The 25,378-nt window shown below is 63.3% G+C and carries 16 protein-coding genes; 6 read left to right on the top strand and 10 right to left on the bottom strand.

Annotated features, from left to right (window positions below):
* Position 1: 1 nt before the first annotated feature.
* Positions 2-643: an RNA polymerase sigma factor gene (locus tag K1X74_08035; GenBank protein ID MBX7166285.1), complete on the bottom strand. Its 642-nt coding sequence runs from the start codon at positions 641-643 to the stop codon at positions 2-4.
* 253 nt (positions 644-896) lie between these two features.
* Between K1X74_08035 and K1X74_08030 the strand changes: the two genes are divergently transcribed.
* The 3 genes from K1X74_08030 (at position 897) to K1X74_08020 (ending at position 3,302) form a co-directional block, all read left to right on the top strand.
* Complete coding sequence (locus K1X74_08030) at positions 897-1,730, top strand: PEP-CTERM sorting domain-containing protein (protein MBX7166284.1); 834 nt, start codon at positions 897-899, stop codon at positions 1,728-1,730.
* 316 nt (positions 1,731-2,046) lie between these two features.
* Positions 2,047-2,709, top strand: coding sequence for a hypothetical protein (locus K1X74_08025; GenBank protein ID MBX7166283.1), 663 nt, complete (start codon positions 2,047-2,049; stop codon positions 2,707-2,709).
* Positions 2,706-3,302, top strand: a complete 597-nt coding sequence (locus tag K1X74_08020) for a LemA family protein (protein ID MBX7166282.1) — start codon at positions 2,706-2,708, stop codon at positions 3,300-3,302. Before K1X74_08025 ends, K1X74_08020 begins: the two co-directional genes overlap by 4 nt.
* A 111-nt stretch (positions 3,303-3,413) precedes the next feature.
* On the opposite strand, the gene K1X74_08015 is transcribed toward K1X74_08020, so the two are convergent.
* From K1X74_08015 to K1X74_07990, 6 genes are all read right to left on the bottom strand, one after another.
* A complete protein-coding gene (locus tag K1X74_08015; protein MBX7166281.1) occupies positions 3,414-4,142 on the bottom strand; it encodes an SGNH/GDSL hydrolase family protein in 729 nt (242 codons plus the stop codon).
* A 953-nt stretch (positions 4,143-5,095) separates the two neighbouring features.
* Positions 5,096-6,808, bottom strand: coding sequence for an alginate export family protein (locus tag K1X74_08010; protein MBX7166280.1), 1,713 nt, complete (start codon positions 6,806-6,808; stop codon positions 5,096-5,098).
* Between the two features lie 369 nt (positions 6,809-7,177).
* Positions 7,178-9,394 (bottom strand): nitrate reductase, encoded by a 2,217-nt coding sequence (locus K1X74_08005; GenBank protein ID MBX7166279.1) that lies wholly within the window; start codon positions 9,392-9,394, stop codon positions 7,178-7,180.
* On the bottom strand, positions 9,394-11,172 hold the full coding sequence (locus K1X74_08000; GenBank protein ID MBX7166278.1) for a dimethyl sulfoxide reductase anchor subunit: 1,779 nt from the start codon (positions 11,170-11,172) through the stop codon (positions 9,394-9,396). The genes K1X74_08005 and K1X74_08000 overlap by 1 nt, the downstream gene beginning before the upstream one ends.
* On the bottom strand, positions 11,169-14,219 hold the full coding sequence (nirB, locus tag K1X74_07995; protein ID MBX7166277.1) for a nitrite reductase large subunit NirB: 3,051 nt from the start codon (positions 14,217-14,219) through the stop codon (positions 11,169-11,171). The genes K1X74_08000 and nirB overlap by 4 nt, the downstream gene beginning before the upstream one ends.
* 33 nt (positions 14,220-14,252) lie before the next feature.
* The gene (locus tag K1X74_07990; protein ID MBX7166276.1) at positions 14,253-15,602 is read right to left on the bottom strand and encodes an MFS transporter; all 1,350 of its coding nucleotides are present in this window, start codon (positions 15,600-15,602) and stop codon (positions 14,253-14,255) included.
* Between the two features lie 397 nt (positions 15,603-15,999).
* On the opposite strand from K1X74_07990, the gene K1X74_07985 reads away from it, so the two are divergent.
* The 3 genes from K1X74_07985 (at position 16,000) to K1X74_07975 (ending at position 18,619) form a co-directional block, all read left to right on the top strand.
* On the top strand, positions 16,000-17,559 hold the full coding sequence (locus tag K1X74_07985) for a type IV pili methyl-accepting chemotaxis transducer N-terminal domain-containing protein (GenBank protein ID MBX7166275.1): 1,560 nt from the start codon (positions 16,000-16,002) through the stop codon (positions 17,557-17,559).
* The gene (locus K1X74_07980; protein MBX7166274.1) at positions 17,516-18,172 is read left to right on the top strand and encodes a response regulator; all 657 of its coding nucleotides are present in this window, start codon (positions 17,516-17,518) and stop codon (positions 18,170-18,172) included. The genes K1X74_07985 and K1X74_07980 overlap by 44 nt, the downstream gene beginning before the upstream one ends.
* Before the next feature lie 288 nt (positions 18,173-18,460).
* Positions 18,461-18,619: a hypothetical protein gene (locus K1X74_07975; GenBank protein MBX7166273.1), complete on the top strand. Its 159-nt coding sequence runs from the start codon at positions 18,461-18,463 to the stop codon at positions 18,617-18,619.
* Between the two features lie 259 nt (positions 18,620-18,878).
* Here the strand turns inward: K1X74_07975 and K1X74_07970 are convergent, their stop codons facing one another.
* The 3 genes from K1X74_07970 to K1X74_07960 are packed head-to-tail and all read right to left on the bottom strand — an operon-like array spanning position 18,879 to position 24,653.
* Positions 18,879-21,962: an efflux RND transporter permease subunit gene (locus K1X74_07970; GenBank protein MBX7166272.1), complete on the bottom strand. Its 3,084-nt coding sequence runs from the start codon at positions 21,960-21,962 to the stop codon at positions 18,879-18,881.
* Entirely contained in the window at positions 21,962-23,119 is a 1,158-nt protein-coding gene (locus K1X74_07965; GenBank protein ID MBX7166271.1) for an efflux RND transporter periplasmic adaptor subunit, read from the bottom strand. Before K1X74_07965 ends, K1X74_07970 begins: the two co-directional genes overlap by 1 nt.
* Before the next feature lie 19 nt (positions 23,120-23,138).
* Entirely contained in the window at positions 23,139-24,653 is a 1,515-nt protein-coding gene (locus tag K1X74_07960; protein MBX7166270.1) for a TolC family protein, read from the bottom strand.
* Between the last annotated feature and the right edge of the window lie 725 nt (positions 24,654-25,378).

Raw genomic sequence — 25,378 nt, 5'->3', positions numbered from 1 at the left:
ATTAGTGCCGCGACGCGAACCACCGACCTGATCGGCCGAGCGCGTCGCGCAGCGAATGTTTGGCCCGATGCAGCAGCCCGCGCACCGCACCCGGCGAACGTTGCATCGCCGCGGCCGTCGACGCGATGCTTTGTTGTTGGAGATACCGATGCACGATGACGGCTCGTTGATCGGCCGGCAGCGCTGCCAGGCCGACCTGCACGGCGCGAATCGCCTCGCCTTGAGCCGCGTGGTGGCTGGGGGTGCCGCCGCGGTCGGAAAGCAGCGTGACCAGATCGGCGAGGGAGCTGTGGCCGCCCTCGGGCGCGGCTGCGCGTTGGGCGTCGCCGCCGCGCTTCTTGCGGCGCAATCGGCGGAGGTTGTCCTGCAAGCGATGTTCGACGACCGCATTCAACCAGGCGGCGAAGGAACCCGCACCCGCGGACCGAAAGCTGCCAATCGCCCGAAACGCGTCGACCAGCGCCTCTTGTAAGACATCCTCCGGATCAAGCAGGCCCGCGGCACTGGTCGGCAATCGGCTGCGAACCCGCTGCTCGAGTCGCGGATAGTGGGCCAGCAACACCTGCTCCAGCGCACCCGGATCGCCGGCGATGGCGGCCTCAACCAAGGTCGATTCTTCGAGCGATGCCGGCATGGAGCTCACGCGCGCCTGGTCGCGAAAACACCCCCGCCCCGGGGTGGCCCGGTGGCTGCGGCTTTGATCGTAACCCCTGTCCAGGGCGAACTCAACGAATCGTCGATTCGCCGGCGATGGGGTGCTCGACCGGCTGCTCGGGACAAGATTCCCCAAAAAACCGCGCGCGCTTGACGCGCCGTTGACGCTCTTAGAACCCGGCACTTCTGCCGGTTGTTCCCAGACCCACTTTGGCCTCCGTGGAAAGGAGCGTTTGCCGCTCATGAGTACCACCCTGCGCGTCTCGTTTCGCACCGCTGGCTGCTGTTGCTTGTGGCTGATCTTGCTCGGGGCGTCTTCCAGCGTCGCCTGGGGAGCGCCCTACAGCTTTCTGAGCGTCTCCGGCAACAATGTGTCGGGCAACGCCGCGTCGACGACCTTCTCGAGTAACAACTTCAACGGCACAATCGCCGTGACCCACGTCTTCTCGTCGCCCGCCGCGGTCGGATACGCCGACAATGTCAACTCGCTGATCAACCCCTCGCAGTTCACGGCTTTGTTCCCGGGCACCGGCCAGGTGCAAGGCCACCTGGCGATGACCGTCTATGGCGACCCGAGCAACCCGGGCCCCGGCGGTCCGGTCAACACGTCGCAGGTCATCTTTGATCTGACCGGCTACAACGGCAACCTGCCCGACCTGGTGTTTGGCATCTGGAACACGACCGACGAGATCGCACTGCCGGCTTATAACGTGCAACTGCTCGATGCGAACAGCATGCTCGTGCCCCCGACGTCATTGATCTACGTCGGCAATCAAGACAACCAGTTGCAGGTCGCCGGCCGGCACAAAATGCAGCTCAACCTGGCCACGGGCGACATCACCGCGCCGACCTTGATCAATGCTGGCGGCACGCACACCGACGCTATGTTTTACAAGGGCATCCCCGTCGGCACGCAACAGATCGTCGTAACGGCTCATTTGACGCCCTTGAACCTGATTGGCGACGGGGTGGGCTATTACTTTGCCGAGCCTTTGCCCGAGCCGACCAGCGGTTTGCTGCTGGCGGTGGGCCTGCCGCTGTGTCTGGCGATCTGGCGGCGCAAACGGCGCGGTTAATCGCAGCGTCGGTCTGGGAGTTCCCGATCGGCGTGCCGCCGGCCAGCGGCTCGCCGGTCGGGGCGTTTCAACGACGCGCCTCTTGCGCCGGTCTCGCCGGCCAGCGAGCGAGTGGTGCACCAGCCGCCACAGCGAACCATGCGACATCGGCTCGCCACGGTCGCCCTCGCGCGACGAAGACCATCGACGATTGAAAGATCGTTGAGTCTTTGAATACAAACTTGTACCTTAAGGACATCGCCAGCTTGAGGAAAACTTAACTGCGACAGATCAACGCTCGCGCGGAAGACGGATGTTCGTTGGATTCCTCCTAATCTTGTTCATCGCGGCGGCAATCGTCTTTGCCGTCGTCGCCTATCAGCAGGAACAAGAGCGAAAGAAAGCGATTGCCGATTGGGCCGATGCAAACGGCTTCGCTTTCGACCCCACCGCTGATTACGACATCGACGAGCGTTATCGTGATCTTCCTCCGCTCCAAAAAGGCTCGAACCGATACGGCGCGAACCACCTCCGAGGCCAGTTCGCCGATCGCCCCTTTCACGCGTTCGACTTCCACTACGAGACCACTTCGTCGAATGGCAAGTCCAGCGACACGACACATCACTGGCATCGAGTGCTGCTCATCGACGCAGGACTGCCGTTCAAACGGCTGGCGATCCGCAAGGAGCATCTGTTCGACGGCGTTGCGGAGTTTTTCGGCTGGGACGACATCGATTTCGAGTCCGATGAGTTCAGCCAAACGTTTCACGTCTCCTGCGAGGATCGCAAGTTCGCCTACGACGTGATCGACCAGAAGATGATGGAATATCTCCTCCGCCGCCCCGAGCGGCCACTGTGGATGCTCGGTTCATGCGTCGTGACCGCCGACCAGGGAAAGTGGAGCATCGAGCTCCTGGACCTTGCCCTCGTCGACTTGAGCGAGTTCCTGGATCAACTTCCCGCGTCGCTCGTGCGCGACCTCAAGGAGCAGATCGCTTGAACGACGCGCCGTCCGCTGTTCTCGTGGTGGGCCTGATATTCCTGTTTACTACCATCGTCTGGTTCATCGGGAGCTTTAACCGCCTCGTGCGCGTGCGTAATGCGGTGTTCGAGTCCTGGTCGGGGATCGATACGGAGCTCAAGCGCCGGCACGATCTCATCCCGAATCTCGTCGAGACGGTCAAGCGCTATGCCGAGCATGAGCGAGACGTGCTCGAGCGCGTGATCCGTGCCCGTCAACTGGCCATAAATTCCTATCACCTGCGCTCGGAACTGGCCGACTACGAAAACTCGTTCGTCGGCAGCCTGAGGAATCTCTTTGTCGTCGCCGAACAGTACCCTGACCTGAAGGCCGACCGGCATTTTTTGGCGCTGCAGGAGCAACTCGTCCACACCGAAGACCGGATTCAGCGCGCTCGCCGCTTCTACAATGCCAACGTTCGCGATCAAAACAATACCGTGCAGGTATTTCCGACTAACATCATCGCGTCGCTGTTCAACTTTGGCCCTGCCGAATACTTCGAGATCGAAGATGCTTCGATCCGACTCGCGCCGACGATGAACATGTCACATCAGCCGTTGCAGCGCGATTAGGCGCGTGACCGAAACACTTTTCTAGCGCGACATCAAGCGTTCTGCAGCGGCGCGGCGAACAGAACGCCGGCAGTTCTCGATGAAACCCCGCAACTCGCCGACGGCCGGGGATCAGGCAACAGGAAGAGACGCGGACGCGCGGCGTCGCTTTGTCGCTGCAAACGTGAAAAGAAACGCCGCTCCGAGCAACAACGACGCGCCGCTGGCCGGCTCGGGCACAATGGCGACGATCACCTCCGCGAAGTTGTCGGCCACGATCTGGCGGCCCGCTTGATTCAGATGCAGATTGTCGCGCATCAGGCTGGTCCGCGCCTTTTGGGTCGCCGGATCGAGGATGTCGTCGTAGTTCTGTGTGAAATAGACGTCGACTCCGGTCAATTGATCCGCGAGTCCTGCGTTGAACACCTCGATCGCAAAGTTGGGATTAATCGACAGGCCGCTAAAGGTGACATTCGGCAGTTTGTTGGGAAGGTACCCCGAGACAACGATCTTCGGCGCTCGACCCGCTGAATAAGGATGCGTCGCAATCAGGTTGACGGCTGCCTGCACGTTGTCGACTGCCTGCTGCACAACGGTCAGAAAGGTCGACAGGTTGGCGCTCGAAAGCAGAGGCCACAGATCGTTGCCACCGATCATGATCAGGGCAATGTCTGGGTTTTCATCGAGCCAGGTGGTGTTGCCAAGGTTCGTCACGAGCTGGTCGGTGGTCAGCCCGCTGATGCCGTGATTGACCACCGTAAACCGAGCCGGGCCGAATTGCTGGCTAAGCGTCGCCGCCAGGAGTCCTGGATAGGCGTCGCCGGCCCCGGCCGTGTTGCTGTCGCCGAACGCGGCGATCAACTCGGCTCGAGCCGGTGTGCAAATGACGACCAGCGAGAGCAACGCGACCCGAGCCCAGCTTGCCGGTCTCCCGCGATCTGGCCGCGAAACGCGCAGGTGCGGCCGCACCATCGTGAGCATGTCGTCAAGAGACTTCACGAGCGGCAACCTCCGGCCGAGTTGATCTTGCAGGTGGTGATGCGGTGGAACAGCGTGGAGCGCCACCGGGAACAAGCGACCGCCACGGCCGCAAGTGTGGCCGTTCACAGGTCTTGCCGCCGACAACATCGACTGCCGTCAAACCGGCCGATTGGTTGCCACCGAAGCAGCTCGAGCCCTTGACGACGCAGTCGCGGCTGCGTCCATTGCCAACAGTCTACCACCTAGGTCCGGACCAGTTCTCAGAAAGAGCCAGTTTCCTGGCGGCGAAGGCCGCGGCAGCAGCCCGGCGACCTACAGAAGCACCTCTTCAAGTAACCACGGTGAGCAGGTTTCTCCGGGCAGGTGCCAGCATGGGGAAACAAGTCATCGATCCGAGCAATGGGCCGCACAGGAATCGAACCTGTTTCCGTTACCGGCAGCGAAAGCAAGGACTTGGGGAATTCGACCTCGGAGAGCGCTGCAGAATCCGACGTAAACGGCGCATCTGGCGCACAGCTGGTTCAACGCGAGGTGAGATTGGGTAACGAACCCGAAATTGGCACGATCTACCCAGGAATTGGTTGCCGACCCCTGAAGGGGCCCGCGCCGCGCCCCCTTGAGACCAACCAAGCGCGGTTCTACTGGCGCATTAAACCGGCTCTGACCTGTACCTCGCGTCCTTCATCGCGAGCGAGTTTTTGCCGGGCTGCGCCCGATCCTGATTCGCGGATTCGTGTCGGTTCAAATTGCCGCGGCAGCGCGACTCTTGAACGCTGCCTACGTCGAATCCGTGACGACCAATGGGATGGATCGACGAAGGGTCGTGGCCGGGGCTACCAGCGAAGAGAATGCTGCAAGTAGAACAGCTCGGGCGAGACATTCGGGCCGGTGCTGCGGATGAAGTCGCCGGCGAACAGCTTGGAATAGCCGACGAGAATGTCCTGGTTGGCAGTCAAATGAAAGTTCATCAGCAGATCGATTTCGTTGCCGACGTCCGTCCCCGCGGCACCGGTCGGATCGACGCGCTCGATGCCGCCCGCTGCACCAAAGAGCGGCGAACGCGCCTGCGCCAGGTTGAACTTGTGCCATTGCACGAGAAAGTAGGTGAACTTCGTCGGAAAAGCCACGACTTGCACATTCAAGTCCTGAATGTTCTGCCGGGCAACCAGATCGAGGTACCCCAGATAGTAATGGCCGAATGGATAAAGGTGATTGAAGGTTCCGAACGTCGCGCCTTGTCCCGGGTTGGCGTCGCCAGAGGCGAAATCGTAATAGAGCCAGCACTGTGGCTTCATGCGGAGCTCGCTGAAGTTGTAGCCCACGCCCGAACTGGAGGCGTAAGCGACGAGATCCTGGTTGGAATGGCGTCCCACTTGCAACATTTCTTCGACGTCGTAGAGCCAGGTGCTTTCGACGTCGCCGGCGAGTCGCGTGCCCAGGGTCGTTACGTTCTGGCCACCGAGTACCCCGTTCTCGCCGCTGAAGATGCGCCTGGAGTCGTCGCGATTCAAGGCGTAGAAATCCCAGAACCGTCCCGGTTTCTGGCGGTAGGTTAGCCACGCGCCGGACAGGTTTTGATCTTCGTCGGGGGAATCGAAATTCGAGGGATCTGGAATGATCGGCTGCAGCCAGAACGCGTTGAAATCCCAACGTTCGCCCTGCCGGAACCCTCGCACGCCCTGGAACGTGCGGAGCACGTTGCCCCATTCGAGGTTCGAGACCAAGCGCTGCGATCCCAGCAGCAGCTCCTGGCGCCCGCCGCGCACATAGAGCGGATGATCGTCCCACTCGGCCAACTTGACGTCGACGAACAGGTCCGTCAGATCGGAGCGATCGCGGTCGATGGCCAGGGGCGCCAGTTCCGAGCGGAAATGCTGAGCGTCGAGGAACTGGACGTAGCAACCGAACAAGTCCTCGTAGTAGAGCGAGCCGTAGGCAATCGTGCGCATCTGCTCATAGGTGTTCTGGATCGTCGTCAGGCGGCTGTCGGTTTCATGCATGTAGCGGTTGCGATACTCACCGCCGGCGGAGAACAGCCAGCTGTCGCCGATCTGCTGCCGCTTGAGAAAATCGGACCAGGTGAAATAGGTGTTGTTCGGATCGTCGAGGTAACGGAAGTCGACGTCGTAGAAGGGAAACGGCTTCAGGCTGAACCGGCCATAAGGAAACGGGGGAGGCTGTTGGCGGCAAGTGCCCGACAGCCAGTCCTCAACCGAGTAGTAGCCCGGCCCGGTCGGGAAGACGGGAAAGAACCCGAGGCGCGGAAAACCTAACAACGGCGGCGTCCCGTGGAATGGCCCTTTGAACTTGGGCGGATCCTTCTTTTTCGGTGCGCTGGCACCGCCGGGTTTCGCGGGAGCTGCCGAAGTCGCATCACTCACCAGCAGCGCATCGCCCTGGACCGGCGAAAAATCATCGGTCTGCGCATGCCGCTCTTGCCCCAAGTGCTCCGCATCTTCGCCAGGTGCTTGCGGCGACTGAGCTCGCGCCCGAGGCACGGAGCAAACCAGCAAAACGATCAGGCATGTGGCAGTAACTCGCTTCATGGATCTCGTGCCACATCCTTGCTTGCGATCAAGTTATGCAATCGTGTGCCGGCTTCACTGCCGGCATCGCGGAACTCTACCGGCCTTGAAAATATCGGCACCCTGCGCCGAGGCCATACATGCAATCAGCGAGTCAACTGCTTCGGTTTGCCGAACTAGCACGGCGGTACGGTTTGCCTAAGCGGACGATCCGGCTCAATGCTCCGGGTCGAGTGACCGCGATCTGCCCGCGGCTGGCGTGACAGCAATTCGAATCGTTCGTAGCGCCACGCATCATCGCCTGCGCGCGGCGAAAGACAACCACGCAGGCGAACGCAGTTACCGGAGGTCACACCGCGCAGAGCGACGAACGTCGCAGCAGTCCGAGTTTCACAGCGCCGCCTCGACCGCCACCGCGCAGGCTTTGTACGCCGGCTGATGGGAGTACGGGTCGAACACCGCGTCGGTCAGCATGTTGGTCGCCTCGTAGTGCATGGGTAAAAACACTTGGCCGGGCTGAACGGCTGGCGTGACCAGCGCGCGGGCCAACAATTCGCCCCGCTGCGATGCGATCCGTACCTGGCTGCCCGTGCGAATGGCGAGGCGACCCGCATCCTGGGGGCTGATTTCCGCGTATAGTTCGCCCGGGTACAACTTGCGCAAGATGGCAGACTTGGCCGTGCGCGTTTGCGTGTGCCATTGGGCCGCCGATCCACGACCCGTCAACAGAATGAACGGTCGCCGGTCGTCTGGTTGTTCGGGCAGCGGTTTGGGCAGTTCGCACAGGAATCGTGCCCGGCCGTCTGCGGTGAAGAACCGACCTTCGCCAAACAGTCGCCGCTCGGGTCGCTCGTCTTGCGTGCCGGCTGGAAACGGCCACTGCACGCCTCCCCGCGACGCGAGCATAGCATAGCCGTCGATGCCCGTGATGTCGCAAGGCTGGTCTGCGCTCAGTTGCTTGAGCAGCTCGAACACGCGTTCGGGCGACGTCCACTGGCGAAACATGTCTCCACAACCCCAGTAGTCGGCCACCAGCCGGAAGATGTGAAAGTCGGCCAGCGCTTCGCCAGGCGCTTTGCGCACCTTGCGCGCCAATCCGATTCGACGTTCGGAATTGATGAATGTGCCGTCCTTTTCACCCCATGCGGCCGCCGGCAACAGCACATCGGCTCGTTGCGCCGTCTCCGTCGTGTGGTACATGTCCTGTACGACGAGCAGGTCGAGCCGATCGAGAATATCCCGCGCTTGCCCTTGATTGATCCAGGAGTGCGCGGGATTCGTCGCCACGACCCACAGACCTCGGATCTCGCCGCGGAGAATCCCTTCCATGATCCGGTGATACGGCCAGCCCGCCTCGCGCGGAATCACGCTTTCCTCGATATCCAGAATCCCGGCCACCTTTTGCCGTTCCTGCGGATCGGCGAAATCGTGTCCTCCCAACAGGTTCGTCGTATTGCTGAACAGGCGCGAGCCCATCGCGTTGCACTGGCCGGTGATCGAATTGGCCCCGGTGCCTGCGCGACCGATGTTGCCGGTCATCAGCGCCAAATTGATGATGGCCTGCGCGGTCCGCACGGCCTGGTGGCTCTGGTTTACGCCCATCGTCCACCAGAACGACACCCGTTCGCCACGGTGAATTGCCGTGGTGAACTGCTCGATGGCCGCGACAGGCAAATGCGTTGCGGCCGCGACTTCGGGCAGCGTGAACCGCTGCACAAACTCCGCAAACTCCGCATAGCCCGTCGTGTGCGCATCGACGAACTCCCGATCGACCCAGCCCCGCTCGATGAGCAGGCGTGCAACTCCGTAGAACAGCGCCAGGTCCGACTTCGGGTATACAGGCAAGTGTTGTGTGGCGGCCATCGAGGTCTCCGTTGCTCGCGGGTCGACAACGATGATCTGCGGCCGGTGCGGATTGCGCATCACCCGGTTCCAGAGAATCGGATGCGCGATCGCCAGATTGCTTCCCACCAGCACGATTACGTCCGACTCTTCCAGGTCGGCATAGGTGTACGGCGGCGCATCGAATCCGAATGCCTGCTTGTAAGCCACGACGGCCGTCGCCATACACTGCCGCGTATTGCCGTCGCCGTGCAGCATGCCCATGCCGAACTTGGCCACGGCTCCCAGCAGCGCCATCTCCTCGGTCATGATCTGGCCAGTACTCAGAAACGCAATGGAGTGTGGTCCATGCTGAGCCTGGATCTGCTTCATTCGCTGGACAAACACGCGCAGCGCCGAATCCCAACTGGCCGGCTCGAGCCGTCCGGCGGGATTTCGCACCAATGGGGTCGTAGCCCGATCAGGAGCATCGAGGACGGCCAGCGCCTCCCATCCCTTGGGACACGCCATGCCCGAATTGACGGGGTAATCGACCGCCGGCGTCAGGCCCACGGCTTCCCCGGCGCGCAGATGCACGTTCAACGAGCAGCCGGTCGAGCAGAACCCGCACACCGACGCCGACACCGCGTCGGCCTGCAAACCGCGGGGGGACATCCCCAAGCCGAAGCGAGCGGGCTCCAGGAGCAGTTCTTTCGTGAGGACGCCCGCTCGATTGACCAAAGTCGGCAATCGCAACGCGCGCGCAGCTTCCAGCGAGCCAGACATCAGCGAATCCCTCCTGGCATGCGTGGAGCCGCGCACGCAGCGAAGAACAAGTAGCGTTCTAACAACTCTCCGGCCAGGTTGGCCAAGAACAACAAGGCCGACATAGACGCGAACGACACCAGGTCAGCCGGCGACAGCGAGGGCAGGGCACGCAACAACAGGCAAGGCATGACCACTCCGCCTAGCAGCCCGAGCGCGAAGCGGGCCAAGGCGAAGTTCGATAACTCTCCCACTTGTATCATGGCCGAGCGCCGCAGCGCCGTGACTCGCCGACCAAGCAAGTGCCGAAAGACGGCCGCCTCCCACACCAATTTCAGCAAGGCGAAGGCGATGATCGCGCGGCACACGTCGGGCCCGCTTTGCCGGACAAGATCCAGCATGGCCGTCGATGGCGTCCACAAGGTGACCACCAACGCGCTGAGCCAGGAAGCGGTCAGCCCGAGCACGGCGGCCGTCAGCCCAAAGCGCACCAAGGTGCGAGACGCCGACCAACACTCCCGCCGTGTGAATACGTAGATCATCACCGAACACAGGACGCCAGCGACGCCGCTCGCCGTCACGATCCAGCCCATCTCACGGCTGGCCAACGTGCTTGTGGCAGAGGCCAGCAACGATGCATGTCGGGCCTCGGCATACCCGAGGTACACGGCCACTTGCGCCACGGCGTAGGCAGAAGCCAACTGGGCAAACGCGCCGAAGGCGAGAATCTCGCGGCTCAGCCAGGAGTGCCGCAAGCCCAGCACCGCGCGAAACGCATACTGCGGCCGCCCGAGGTGAAACAGACTCGCCGAGAGGGCCAACAGCCCAAACGCCAGGGAACTCATCGCATGCAGCGGACGGAGTTGAGTCGCCCTGGTAGCATCTTCCGGTTGCCAATGGATCAGGCCCACGACGAACGCCCCGACGGACATCTGGGTCAGCACCAGCATCACTACCAGCGGCCAATGCGCATGCTGCGGATTGACGCGACAATAATCGGCCGGCAACAGATTGCGCGGAAACGCCCGGGCCGTCTTGTATGTCGTCGTCGGATAGGTGTGCAGGGGATCGGGCGCGGCCGGCAGGAACACGGCCGCTTCGGTGTCCTCGATGACCTGCTCATGGTTGACTATCCGGATGGCGATCGCCTCGTGTGGACAGGCCTGCACGCAGGCCGGTGCCTCGCCGACGGCTAGTCGCTGCGAACACATGTCACATTTGCGGACGATGCCCTTGCCGGCATGGTACTTCGGCACATCGTACGGACAGGCCAAGGTGCAGTACTGACAACCGAAGCATTGATCGTCGAGATGCCGGACGATGCCGGTGGCCGGGTCCTTTTCGTAGGCGTTCACCGGGCAGGCCGCGAGGCAGGCCGGGTCGAGGCAATGATGGCACGCGGCCGTGACGTGCTGCATGAATGGCGCATTGCGCGAGCCGCCGATCAACAGGCCCACGTCGCGCCAGGCTTCCAGTTCGTCGAGGCCATTGCGCGTGTGGCAGGCAGTCACGCAGGCCTTGCATCCCGAGCAGCGGTCAAGATCGACTTCGAACGCATATTGCTCGCCCGGCCCCGGAGGCTCGGCGGGCAGCAGCGCCCGATAGCGCGGCGCCAGTGTCGAAGCCGCCGCTTCGACTCCGTCGTGCCAGCAAGAGAACACCTCCACGGCTGCGAGGTTCTGTTGTTCGGCCAAGAGCGCGTCGAGCAATGACGTGACACCCAAACCGCTCGCGTCCGATCGCCGCTGTACATCGTCCGCCCGGAGCCCCGTCTGATCGATCACCGATAGCTCGATCATGTCGCCTCCTGCAGTTCAGAATCCGTGGCGACCTGGGCACTGCCGTTCAACAGAATCATCGGGCGCGCATCGCAAGCGGTCGCCAAGCGGCAGCCAATCTCGGTCGCCAACAGCCGATCAAGCTCCTCCTCCGGCGGCAACAGCAGCTGCACGTCGTCGTTCACGACGCGCGCAGCGAACGTGCGGAGCTTGTATTCCTCGCCTTGCAACGACTCGCCGCTGTCCAGCGAAAAAGTCTTCTTGTGCACCGGGCAAGCCACTTTCGGCACGCCGGCGACGTCGCCGACGATCCCGCGCGAGAGCACGAACGCCTTCTTGTGCGGGCACATGTTCTGCGTGGCATACCACTCGCCCCGGCTCGCCAGGTGAAAGACAGCCAGTTGCGATTTGCCGTATTTGATCGTCGCTCCGCCATCGCGGGGAAAATCGTCGACCGTGCCTACCGTGACCCACCGCTGCGCGTCGCATCGACCGGCGTCACCAAGGGTCTTCCCGTCGAGCAGCCGGAATTGTTCGAGCGACACCATTTCGGAGGGCCAATCGGCGGGCCGCGTCTGGCCGCGCTCGTGGACGACCTCGATCACCGGCTCGCTGTCAGCGCAGTTGACGAACTGGCGGAATCCTCGGCGGCGCTGCGGATCGCGCACCACTGCGGCCCATTCGCAAGCGTAAGTGTCGACCAGCCGGGCCATCATCGCTTCCAGCTCGTCGGCGAGTTTCAGTTTGTCGTGGACGACGACGTCTTTGACGTGGGCCAGTCCCCCTTCGAGCTTTTCGAGCCAGGTGGCGGTCCGCGTGAGCTTGTCGGCCGTCGTGATGTAGTACATCAAGAACCGGTCGATGTAGCGCAGCGCCGTTTCCTCGTCCAAGTCGGTCGCCAGCAAATCGGCATGCCGGGGCTTTGCGCCACCGTTGCCGCACACGTACAGGTTGTATCCCTGTTCGGTGGCGATCAGCCCCACGTCTTTGCTCTGCGCCTCGGCACATTCGCGCGTACAACCGGAGACGGCCATCTTGATTTTGTGGGGCGCGCGAATCCCCTTGTAACGATGCTCGACGCGAATGGCGAAGCCCACCGAGTCTTGCACGCCATACCGGCACCAGGTCGAGCCCACGCAGCTCTTGACGGTCCGTAGGGCCTTGCCATAGGCGTGCCCGCTCTCGAAACCCGCCTCGATCAGCTCCTCCCAGATGTTTGGCAGCTGCTCGACCGGCGCGCCGAACAGGTCGATCCGTTGGCCCCCGGTGATCTTGGTGTACAGTCCGTATTTCTTCGCCACGCGAGCGATCACCGCCAGCTTGTCGGGCGTGATCTCTCCCCCGGGCACGCGCGGCACGACCGAATATGTTCCTCCACGCTGCAAATTGGCCAGAAAGCGGTCGTTCGTGTCCTGCAGCGTCTGGTGGGCCGGCGCGAGAATATCCTCATTCCAGAGGCTCGCCAGGATCGATGCCACGGCCGGCTTGCAAACTTCGCAGCCGAGCCCGCGCCCGCAATCGTCCAACACCTGTGCGAACGTGCGCAGTTCCTTGACCTTGATGACGGCAAACAACTCGGTGCGCGAGAGCGGGAAATGCTCGCAGAGGTAATTCACCACCACGCGTCCCGATTTCTTCAGCTCGCTGGCCAGTACGTCGGCCACCAGCGGTACGCACCCCCCGCAGCCGGTGCCGGCCCTCGTGCACTGCTTCAGCGCTGCGAGCGTATCGACCCCCTGGTCGTGGATGGCCGCGCACAGCGCCCCTTTGGTGACGTTGTTGCACGAGCATACCTGCGCCGCGTCGGGCAACGCGTCGATGCCGACCGCGGCCGTACCGGCCTTCGCAGGCGCCAACAGATCGCCCGGCAGGCACGGCAGCGGCGCGTCGCTCTTGGCGAGCATCGCCAGGCGTCCATAATCGGCCGCGTCGCCCACCAGGATTCCGCCGAGCAACCGCGTCCCGTCGGGTGAAAACAAGAGCTTCCGATAGACGCCCCCGAGCGGATCCTCGAACACCAGCGGCGTCGCCCGCTGGGGCGGCGCGTCGTGGGCGCCGAAGCTCGCCACGTCGACGCCCATGAGCTTGAGCTTGGTCGACAGGTCAGCGCCGGTGAATCGCCGCTGCTGGCCGGTCAGGTTGGCGGCCGCGATTTCGGCCATCTCGTAGCCTGGCGCGACCAGGCCATAGATCATGTTGCGGTGCAGCGCACATTCGCCGATGGCCAGGATGCGTTCGTCGGACGTTTCCAGCCGATCGTTTACCGCGATGCCGCCGCGTTCGCCCACGACCAGCCCGGCGCTCTGCGCCAGCTCATCGCGCGGGCGAATCCCGGCCGAAACGATCACCATATCAACGTCGATTCGGTCACCGCCCTCGGTTTCCAGCCACTCGACCAGATTCGATCCGCCGATCGCCCTGGTGGCCGCGTTCAACCAGACGCGGACCCCCAGTGCCTCGATCTGCCGGCAGAGAATGTGAGACGCCACCTCGTCGATTTGCCGCGGCATCAAGCGTGGCGACCGCTCGATGACGTGCGTCTCCAAACCCAAGTCGAGGGCCGCCTTGGCGGCTTCCAGCCCCAACAGCCCGCCCCCGAGCACCGCGCAGCGCCGCGAGCGCCGGGCATATGCGATGATGGCTTCGAGGTCCTCGATCGTCCGGTACACGAACACCCCGGGGAGCTGCACGCCCGGCATGGGAGGCACGAACGGGAGCGAGCCCGTTGCCAGCACGACATGTTCGTACCGGATCGCGACGCCCCGATCCGACGTCACGACGCGCGCACGACGATCGATCGTCGCCGCCCGGTCGCCGACGTGCAGTTCGATCCCCTGTTCGGAATACCATTCGCGGCGCGCCAGCATCAGCCGCTCCGCCGAATGATGGGCAAAGAACGACGTTAATCCGACGCGATCGTAGGCGCTGCGTGATTCTTCGCAGAACGTCACGATCCGGTAGCGGTGCTCGCAATCGAATTCGACCAGCCGCTCGCAGAATCGCTGACCGACCATGCCGTTACCGATGACGACAACTGCCGGCCGATCGAAAGTTTCGTTGCTCGGCATGAAACTTCTCCGGGTGCAGAATCGTTCCGGTGTTTAGGCGAGTGAAGCCGCTTCGGCCGCGGGGCGATCGACACCGGCCGGTTCGTGGCTCGTCGCGCGCTGGGTGATCGTCAAGCTGGCGAACGAGATGCACGTCACGGACGCCCCGGCGATCAACAGGGCCGTGGGCCAGTCGAGCCCCTCACTCTTGAACAAGAATCCGAGCGCGACGGCACCGGCGTTTCCGCCGGCGCCGACGATCCCGCTGACGATGCCCAACGCGCGTCGATTGATGAAGGGCACGACCGCATAGGTCGCCCCGTTGGACATTTTGACGAACATCGCAAACACGGCCATCAGCGGAATGGCGAGCAGCAGCGACGTAGCTTGCGAAAAAAGCATCAGGAAGATGCCCTCGCCGAAGAGCGCCAGGAAGAGCCATTTCACCCGGCCCGCAAACCCCCAGCGGTGGCCGCAACGATCGGCGATCCAACCCCCGACGGCCCGCATGAACAAGTTCATCCCGCCAAATGTTGCCGCAATCAGGCCGGTCCACTGCAAGGCCTCGGCCGAATCGAGTTGGCGGAAATAATCGAAATAATCGAGAAAGTAGAGCGCGGCGATATTGTCGATCGTCAGCTCCATACCGAAGCACGCGCCGTAGATCAGGAACAGCGCCCACACGCGGCCGTCACGGCAGGCTTCGCCCCAGGCGCCGCGTGTAGACTGGTGGATGGGCAGTTGGCCCCGCGCCCGTAGCTCGCGAAAATTCCCTTCCGGCGTGTCTTCCGTCAGCAGGTAATACGCTACGCCGGTCGCGGCACAGAGCACTCCAACCAGCAACATCGCCACGCGCCATCCCGTGGCGACGGTCAAGCCCAGCGTTCCGACCAGCAACGATAACAACAGCGGCATCGCCAACTGCGTGACGCCGCCCCCTAGGTTGCCCCAGCCGGCCGTCATCGCATTGGCCGTGCCCACGCAGTTCGTGGCAAACATTCGCGATGTGTGGTATTGCGTAATGACGAACGACGCGCCGATCAAGCCGATCAGGACGCGCAGCACGAAGAACGACGCGAAGTCGTGGGCCAGCCCAATGGCCATCACGGGAATCGACCCTAGGACCAACAGCCCGGCATATGTCACCCGCGGCCCAAAGTGATCGCACATCCAACCGACGAGCAGCCGTGCAAAGATCGTCGCGCTCACCGATCCGATGATGCACCAGCCGACCTGCTGCTTGGTCAGCTCGAATTCCTCCCGCACGACGGCCATCAGCGGGGCGATCCCGAACCAGGCGAAGAAGCAGAGGAAGAAGGCGATCCACGACATGTGGAAGGCCCGCATCTGTGGCGTGGAGAAATTCAACAACTCGATGCGCGTGGCTTTCCCGTCGGTCTGCATGGCGGATTCGCCTCTCGTGTGTTGGGGGTGTTCGCTTCGTTCGTCGCACGACTCGTCCGCCGAGAGCCGTGGTGACGCGACACCGTCGAGAGCAACCGCCGCGCCCGCGTGGCGAAATACGTCGTCGTTCTTCGGACATCCGAAGGATTGACCAGCGGCGGCCCCGCGATGGCCCGGTTCCACCGCCCAACCCGCGCGCAAGCACGCCTAGACCTTAGGCAAATCGGTCCTTCGGACGATTCGGAAATCCACAGAGTCGATTCCATAACCCTCTATGCAATCACGTGTTCGAGCATTTTCTCGGGGCCGCCCCGCGATTTGCAGTGATGCCCTCGACGCAAGTCCGTCGTCGCCCGGACTTCGCAGCGCGAAGCCCGTTTCGTTCGATGGCAGCCCGATGATTGTCGATTCCATTTCCTCGAACCTCCGCGCTCAGGCACTGGACAAGGACGACCTCGTTCGCCGTGTCAGCCGGCGGTATCTGGCCGTACTCGCCGCGATCCTGGCCCTGGTCCTGGCCGATCAGGCCATCCTGCAACCGTTGCTCGCTCGAATGAACGCCTTTGCACCGGCGATCAACGTGGCGGGCCGGCAGCGTATGCTCAGCCAGAAGATCGCCAAAGCCGCGCTGGCACAGGTCATGGCGCTGGACCACCGTTCCCAAGCCGACCTCCGCGCCGAACTCCGCGATGCGGTCGCCGAATGGAAGGCTGCCCACCTCGCATTGCAGCACGGTGACGCCCGGCGCGGCATCGCGCGTCTCGCATCACCCCAGATTGACCACGTATGGGCCGAGATCGAGCCGCACTTCGACGCGATGCAGACGGCCGCAACCACCCTAGGCAGCGCTGCGGGAGCGTCGCCTGAAGATTCGGCGCGAGCGATTGACGCGGTCGTCACCCACGAGCCGGTGTTTCTCCAACTCATGGACAGCCAGGTCTCGCTGTTCGAATCTCTGGCCGGGGCCGAGTTGCGCCGGCTGCGGTGGTGCGCTGCGGCGGTGGCCGCCGCGATCGTCGCCCTGGTGATTGCGCTGGGCCGGCTCGTCATACACCCGGCCACGCAGGCTATCCGCGGCCAGGTCGACGAACTCGAGCAGCAAGTCGCGCTGCGCACGCGCAATCTCGACAATACGCTCACCGCGCTGCGCGTCGAGGCCGCCGAACGCCAGGCCGTCGAAGACCGCAATCGGACGCTGGCCGCTCAGCTTGCCCATGCGAATCGAGTCGAAACCGTCGGCCACCTGGCGGCCGGCCTGGCCCACGAGCTCAACCAGCCTTTCGCGGCGATCGTCAACTACACCGAGGCCTGCGACCTGGCCCTCGAACGGCCGCTCGACGAACCAGCGCGGGCGAGGCTGCGCGAGTTGATCGAGCGCGTGCGGCAAGCGTCGCTTCGCGCGGGCGGCATCGTGCGGCGGATGCGCGATTTCGTCCGCCCCGGTGCGCCGTCGAGGACGTCGGTCGAGTTGATCGCGCTCCTGCACGAGGTCGTCGAGCTCTGCCGACCCGAGGCCGAGCGCGGCGAAACGAGTCTTTCGTTCGTTCCCCCTGCCGGCGGCGAGCTAGTCGTCGAGGTCGACGCGGTTCAGATCCAGCAGGTGCTCGTCAACCTGATTCAAAACTCGCTGCACGCCCTGGCCGGCAACTCACCGGAGAATCGTCGCATCGTGCTGCGCATCAAGCCGCAACCCGACTCAGTACAGGTGGACGTTGTCGACAATGGCCCTGGCCTCGCGGGCATCGATCCCAACGTCCTGTTCGCCGCGTTTCAAACAACCAAGTCTGACGGGCTGGGGATTGGCCTCTCGATATGCCGTTCGATTGTCGAACAGCATCAGGGAACAATCTGGGCCCAGTCGCTGGCGCCGTGCGGCGCCCAGTTTTCCTTCGTCCTCCCGCGAATAGGCCAACATGCCGCCGAGCAGCGTCGCCAAGCCGACCGTGTTTGTGGTTGACGACGACGACCAGATGCGCGAGTCGCTCTACGTCTTGCTCGAGATGCTGGGCTTTGCCGTCCAGGCATTCGCGAGTCCCGGATTGTTTCTGCGGCACTATCGCCCGGAGATGTCCGGCTGCCTGATCCTCGACATTCAAATGCCACGGATGTCGGGCGTGCAGCTTTACGAGGAGATGCAGGCCCAAGGCAAGCACTTGCCCGTCATCTTCATTACGGCGCATGCCGATGTCTCGACCGCAGTTGCCGCGATGAAGACCGGCGCGATCGAGTTCCTCGAAAAGCCCTTCGATCGCGCGACGCTGCTCGATTGCGTGCAGCGAGCCCTGCTCCGGGATGCCCAATTGCGCGAGCGCGAGGCCGATTTCGCGGCCCTCGCCAGAAAGATTGCGCAGCTCACTCCCCGCGACCGCGAGACGCTCGACCTGGTGCAACAGGGCCTGACGAACAAGGCGATCTCAGGTCGCCTGCAGATCACCGAGCGTGCCGTCGAGATGCGCCGCGCTTCGATCATGCACAAACTGGGAGTGCGATCGCTGGCCGAGCTCATCGAGCTGACGTCGACGCACCGCCTCTTGACCGAGTTGCGACGCATCGAGACCCGGCGAGGGTAGCAAAAGCCACCGCACCGGAATCCCCTCTGCGCATTGAACGCAACGTGTCCCGACCTGGTCCCAGCACACTGACCTGCCCCCAGAAAACCGATCCGGCCTGATTGTTAGGATTTGGGCCTGGTCATTTTTCAAGAGGGATTGCGAGTGAGTGCAATGGGCGGCACAGGACTCGAACCGATTGCCCTAACCGCCAACCCGGACAGCGACTTACGGAATTCTGCCTCGTCGAGCGCTGCAGAATCCGACGTAATCGGCGCAAGGACGGCGCAGCCAGCGGCGGATCGGCCCTTGCGGAGCGAAGTGTTGGAGTTGTGCCTTCGTCAGGCACCCGATGATGCGGTGGGCTTGGCCATCGTGTTCGACCTTTGGCCCAAGCTACCCGCGGTGGTGCGGCGCGACATCCTCGGCCGCGCCAACGCCGCGGTCACCGTGCAGCCGGATCGGTGACGGCCAGGGTCCTTCCCCGTCACGGCCCTGCGGGCGCTCGCCGTGACATCGCGGGGGTTTTGTCCGTGCGCGGGCCAAATCTCGAGATTAAGTAACCGCGCACGTCCCGGCCCTGACGCACTGGAGAAGACGACGAACCACGACACTTGCAGTGAGGCCCTATGGATGGCCTTCCGAGAACGATGGCCGCACACACTGCCCTGAACCGGAAGCGCACTCTGAGAGGTCGCAAAACCGTAGCTGTTTGAAACGACTGAGATCAGGTCGTTCGAGCAACGTGCTTGGGCGGTGGTCTAAAGCCGAGGTATCCCGCCGGGATGACGAGCAAATTCATCAGCGTCGAGCTGATCAGGCCTCCGAGGATGACCAGGGCCATGGGGAACTCTATCTCATGGCCCGGAAGGTTGCCTCCCGCGACCAACGGCACCAGCGCAAGACCGGCGGCCGCGGCGGTCATGAGAATCGGCCCGAGTCGCTCCTCCGCGCCTCGCAGCGCCAATTCGCTGCCAAAGACGACGCCCTCGCGCTCCTCCAGATGACGGTAGTGACTCACGAGCATGATGCCATTGCGAACAGCAATGCCAATGACGGTGACAAAGCCCACCAGTGATCCAAGAGAAACGTTTCCACCACCGAACCAAACCCCCAACACTCCGCCCCCCAGCGCGACGATGAAACCTGCGGCAATGAGACCCACGTCGCGCCAACGTCGAAACTCGGAGTAGAGCAGCACGATGATACCGATGAGCGTCAGCACCGTGGCCAGCGCCAGGCGGCGGCTCGATTGCTGTCGGGCCGCATACTCACCCAAAAACTCGGGATGATAGCCTTGCGGAAAATCGAGCTTGCCGACGCGCTGTTCGATGTCGGCCGCCACCGAACCCAAGTCGCGATCGCGCACGTTGCATAGGACGTCGATCCGCCGTGAGGCCCCCTCGCGTTTGATCTCGTTGGGTGCCCCATTGATCGAAACGTCCGCCACCTCTCGCAAGGGGACAAACCCGCCCGTGGGTGTCTCGATCAGCAACTGCTCGATGGCGGCCAGATCGAGCCGCGTGGGCTCGGCGCCCCAGACGACAACATCGAACATTTTTTGCCGCTCAAACACCTGGCCGACCGTTCGTCCTTTGACGAGGGTGTTCGCTGCCTGGCGAATCATTCCCGGCGTCAGCCCGAATTGCTCAGCGGCCTGCGGGCGCACACGAATCTCGAGTTGTGGCACGAGAATCTGCGGCTCAACCTTCAAATCGCTCACGCCCGGAATCTCCGCCATGACGCGGCCGACTTGTTGGGCCTGTGCACGGAGCGTCGCCAAATCGTCGCCAAAGATACGGACCACCAGCGTGGCACTGGCCCCGGTCAGAACCTCCTTGATGCGCTCGCGCAAATAGGTCAATAAATCCCGGTAGAGCCCGGGATACCCGTCAACCACCTCCTGCACCTTGGCAACGGTGGTGGGGTAAACGACTTCCCGGTCGAGGCTGATCCAAAGTTCCGTGAAGTTCGGTCCCACGACCTCGTCGGCCACCTCGGCACGGCCGATATGTGAGCCGAAGTTTCGGACGCCAGGAATCGATCGCAATTCCTGACTGGCGCGAATCGTGATGCGGTCCATCGCGGCCAGCGAGGTGCCGGGCTTTTCTACCCAGTGCATGAGGAAATCGAATTCCTGAAACTTGGGCATGAACTCCTGGCCCAGATAGGGCAGCGTCGCCACGCACAGCAACAAAGCTGTCGCCGCTGCGCCCCAGGCCAAGCGCGGCCATTGCAGCAGCCGGGACAAGACTGCGTGGTAGGGACGTTTAAGCCAGACGAGTAGGGGGGCCTCCCGGCGGCGGTCCGAGTGGCCCGGCAAGAGCAACAGGCACATCGCCGGCGTCACCGTAAGGGCCACGGCCAAAGACGCGAAGATGGCCAGCAGGTAAGCCAGGGCCAGCGGTCGAAAAAAGGCCCCGGCCAGTCCTTCGAGCATGAAAACTGGCAGGACCACGAGCATCACGATCAAGGTGCCATACACGACAGCGCCGCGAACCTCGATCGACGCGTCAAGAATCACACGCAGAATTGGGCGGGGGCGCTGGAGCGCGCGATTCAACCGCAGGCGTCGCACGACGTTTTCAACGTCGATGATCGCATCGTCGACGACTTCGCCCAGGGCGATAATCAGGCCCGCGAGCACCATGGTGTTGATCGAAACGCCGCAGTACCGCAGCACCATGGCCGCTGCAACCAATGACAGCGGGATCGCCGTGGCGCTGATCAATGCCGTTCGCCAGTCGAATAGAAACGCGACGAGTACCACCAGGACCAGGACGCACGCCGACGCCAGGGCCCACGATAGATTCTCCAGCGACATCTCGACAAAAGTCGCTGGCCGAAAGATCGTCGAGTCGATTTCGACATCTTTCAACCCCGGACGTAAACCCGCCAAAGCGGCCTCGACCTTGCGCGTGATTTCGAGTGTGTTTCCGCCAAGCTGCTTTTCGACGATCAACAACAGCCCCGGCACGTCATTGATGATGGCGTCGCCAATGGGCGGAGCATGGCCAATGGTCACCTCCGCGATGTCGCCTAATTTCAGCGGAGCACCGCCACGATGCGCGACGACAATGGCCGCCAGCTCGTCCGGATTGCGGACCGTGGCGACATGGCGGATCGGGATTCGCTGATTGGGCGTATCGACGAAGCCGCCGCCCGCGAGAGCCGTTGCCTCGGCCGCGGCGCGTTCGATCTGCGCCAACGTCAGCCCATAGGCCCGCAGTCGCTCGGGATCGACGAGCACTTGAAGCTGCTTGTCGCGCGCACCCCAAATGGCGACATTGGCCACACCCGGCACTGCCATCAGCCGCGGGCGAATCGTCCATTTGGCCAGCTCAGAAAGCTCCATCTGTGTGAGTTTCTTCGAGGTGATTCCCACCTTGAGCACTCGGCTGGTCGACGATAGCGGTGGCAAAATGACCGGTGGCTTGGTGACCTGTGGTAGTCGCGAGGCCTCGATGGCCAGCCGCTCTTGAACGAGCTGCCGGGCCTGCATCAGGTCGGTCCCGTCCTGAAAGATCATCTGCACCGAGGACAGCCCGAGCACACTTTTCGAGCGGAGCGTTTTCAGGCCGGCCACGCCATTCAGCGCGTTTTCGAGCGGAACGGTCACCAGACTTTCGACCTCTTCGGTCGACAAGCCCGGGGCCTCGGTCTGGACCTCAACCAGCGGGGGCGAGAACTCTGGGAACACGTCCAGCGGCGACTCACGCAGAGTTCGGTATCCGACCACGAGCACGGCGATTGCCGAGGCGAGCACCAGCAGCGGCTTGTGCAAGGAGAATTGGACGAGTGTGCGGAGCATTACTTGCCGGTCCCAAACTCGGTGCCGTAGAGTTCCGCGGAACCGTCGGTGACGACTTCAGTCCTTGGTGCGGGCCCGGCCGCCAACACGGCGCGCCCCGCGTCGATGAAATCGACCTCGACACGTCGGCGCGCAAATACGTTTTGCGCCAGTCGTTCATACACCCAAGCGCCACCGTGGATGTCGTAGATCACGGCGGACCATGGCACCACCAGGCTCTCCGCCCGCACAGACAGCGGCACCAGGACGGCCACCTTTTGTCCTGGAAAAAACTTCCCCTGAGCGTTCTCCGCCTCGTAGAACAGGTCGAGCGAGGCAGCTTGGGCGTCAGCCGACGGTGGTGCGGCAACCGGATGCGCCGTAACGGCCTCGACGCCCGCGTCCTGGCCATATTCACGCACTTCGGCAGATTGGCCCGCAGCGATGTCGTGCCGTTCGCCCACAAACACTGCCACGCGGATCCAAACGCGATCGAGCCTCACCACGCGGAACAGCTCGGCACCGGCGTGTACGGATTCCCCGGAAGTCACGCTAATGCTCTGCAGCACTCCCGACACTGGCGCGTTGATGGGCCGCGGCAAGACTTCGCCTGCTTGCTCATCGAGTTCCACCTCGGAGAGGAACTTGTGCCTCGTCTGGGCCGTTTCCAAGGACTCCTGCGCAAGTCGCAGGCGAGCGTAGGCGGCATCGACAGCGGCCTGGCTGCCGGCTCGGTTTTTGAGCAATTCCAAAGCCCGATCGTGGTCGATCTGCGCAGCATCGATCGCAACGGTCGCCGAATCGATCTGGCGCTGGGCGTCCAGTTGAGCCGCAGCTAGATCGGCACGCGTCTGCGCAACTCGAATGCGCTCCGATGGGGTCAGCACGTCGCGCTCCGCCGTGAGCAGAGGCGTGAACGACAACACAGCCTGGCCCGCACTGATCTGATTCCCGGGCCGAGGAATGCCACCTGTGGCAGGATCCGATAACGTGCCCGCCATTGGTGCGCTGACGACCAGGGCCTGGCCGGGAGGTAGCGAAATCTCGCCACCGAAGGTGCGGCGACGGACAACCGTCTCGGCGACGATGGGGGCGGTGCGAATTCCCAGACGCTCGATAGCCTTGTCGGTCAACGTGAGCGTGTTCAGGCTCTGCTCGTCGAGATGTTGTGCTACCACGGCCGGTTTCGTCGCCGACTCAGGCTCGCTCTTGGTTGCCCGGCTGCATCCGATGACCGCGAGGAGGACTAAACAGGTTGATCGCGGGAGCTTGCTGGGCATCCTGGGGGGGCCCTTCTGCTGGTTTGGCCGGCAAATCGGGAGCGGCCGGCGGGGGCGGGATACTCTCAATCGTCGCCGCGCTGGGGCCGTCGAACAAGAGCCGGCGACCGACGCTGCGCTCCAACTCGGCGACAGCCCGACGAAGGGCCGCCTCGGCATCGAGTTCCCGGGCTCGACTGTTGAGCAACTGCCGGGTGGTGTCGAATACGGCCAGCATCGCGACGTTGTCCTCCAGCATAGCGGCGCGGGCATGTTCGACGGCCGCCTGTGCTTGCGGAACAACCTGTTCTTTCCAGATTGCCAACGTCTGCTCGGCCTGCTCCAGTTGGTAGTACGCCAATCGGACTTCGTTGGCCGCCGTATCGCGCAACAGGACGTAGGTGCGCCGCAGCCGCTCGGCCTGGGCCATCGCCCGCGCCCGATTGCCTTGATTCTGGTTGAGGATGGGCAGGTCGAAGCGCAATCCCGGGCCGGCTTCGAAGCCTTTTTCCCCTCGGCTGTTGATGTCCGGGAGGAACGCGCCCGTGTTGAAATAGTCGTACAGCGATAACGTATGGCGTTCAGCGGCCGCTGAAAATGCAAGCTGGGCGGCGCGAAGGTCGGGCCGCGACGATGTTGCCAGGCCGACCAATCCTTCCCGATCGAGCGGGGGCAACTGGATCGCCGCCGGCGGCGCTGTTCGGAGCGGAACGTCGAACGTGGCCAGCCCGAGCCGAAACCGCAGCCGCTCGCGGGCCAGGTCAATGTCGCGCGCCGTACGGGCAACTTCTTCGACGTTGGCCAGGGTGTCCAAGCGAATCGGCGACACCTCGAGTTCCGCAACCGCGCCGGCGCGCAGTCTGGCCTCGGCCACGCGCTTGAACTCCTGGCGCAGATTCTCGCCGTACAACGCCAATTGATAGCGCTGCTCGGCCAGCAAGAGATCGATGTACGCCACGCGAACGTCGCGAATCACATTCAGGCCATCCTGTACCAGCCGTTCGGCAACGCGCTGATCCTCCAGTTGCGCCACGAGGACACGCCGCGGCCGGAGATAGATTGCGTCGATCGGGAGAATCAAGAAGAACTCCCATTGTTTGACGCCCACGGGAAACAGGCTGGTGATTTGCGGGTTCGCAAGCTGCCCGGCAGCAATAATGTCGGCCCGAGTCAGCAGCAAGTCGGCCAACAGCTCCTGATACGCGGGATTGTTCCACAGCCCCAACGTGACCGCCTCGTCTTCGGTCAGGCCATCGTCGAGCACGATGCCTGCCGGGATCAGCGCCTGGCAAGGTGGTTTGTCCGCTCCGAGCCCGTGCCCCGTACGGCAACTGAGCTGCTCGGAGACGCTCGCCCGCCGGGTACCAGGAAGCCCGGCGCATCCTGCCAACAAGCAGCAGGCGCAGACGAGCGCGATGCGCATGAATCGCCAAGGGAGTTCGGGTTCGCGCATGCTGGCGGGAGAATTTGGCGGGCGTGCAGTCGGTGGGACCTGTCCATCTACTTCATCGGTTTAACGGTCTGAACGAATGTGCCTAACCGAGGGACAGCAACGATCGCAGCGATGCGAATGCTGCTAGCCTTGCATGCGCGGATCGATCCCATGAACCCATCAACCAGCCACTTTGCGCGCTCCGGACGAAGTGCTGGCTCTGCGCCTGCGCTAGGCACCCGACGACGCGGTGAACCTGACCATCGTGTTCGAACTTTTGGCCCAAGCTGCCCGTCGCGGTGCGGCGCAACATACTCGACCGGGCTAATGCCGCTGTGCCCGGGCGGACGGATCGGTGACGGCCAGGGTCCTTCCCGAGCCCAGGCGCGCGGGCGCTCGCCGTGACATCGCGGGAGTTTTGTCCGTGCGCGGGCCAAATCTCGAGAGTAAGTAAGCGCGCACGCCTTGCCCCCTTGAGCAAGACGACGACGAACCTGCGAATTCTCCCTGTTGGCCAGCCCGGCGCTAACGCGGATCATCTGAGGCGGGACCCTGATGCAACGCCGATTGCATGCCATGCGCCTGGATTGCGCCTTTTGCAGGGCCCCGGTGGGCGGCCCCCCCGGGGAAGGACCCGAAGCGCTCGCGGCCGGGCCCTGGGGGGAGGGCGGTCGAATAGCTACGACCGCATGAGCGGAGACCGCCTCCCCGGCGCGCACATTTGCCCGCGGGTTTTTGGTTTTTGC

Source organism: Pirellulales bacterium (genome assembly GCA_019694435.1).
Lineage (GTDB): Bacteria > Planctomycetota > Planctomycetia > Pirellulales > JAEUIK01 > JAIBBZ01.
Note: the sequence above shows the minus strand (reverse complement) of the source record. Positions and strands in the feature narration are given on the sequence as shown.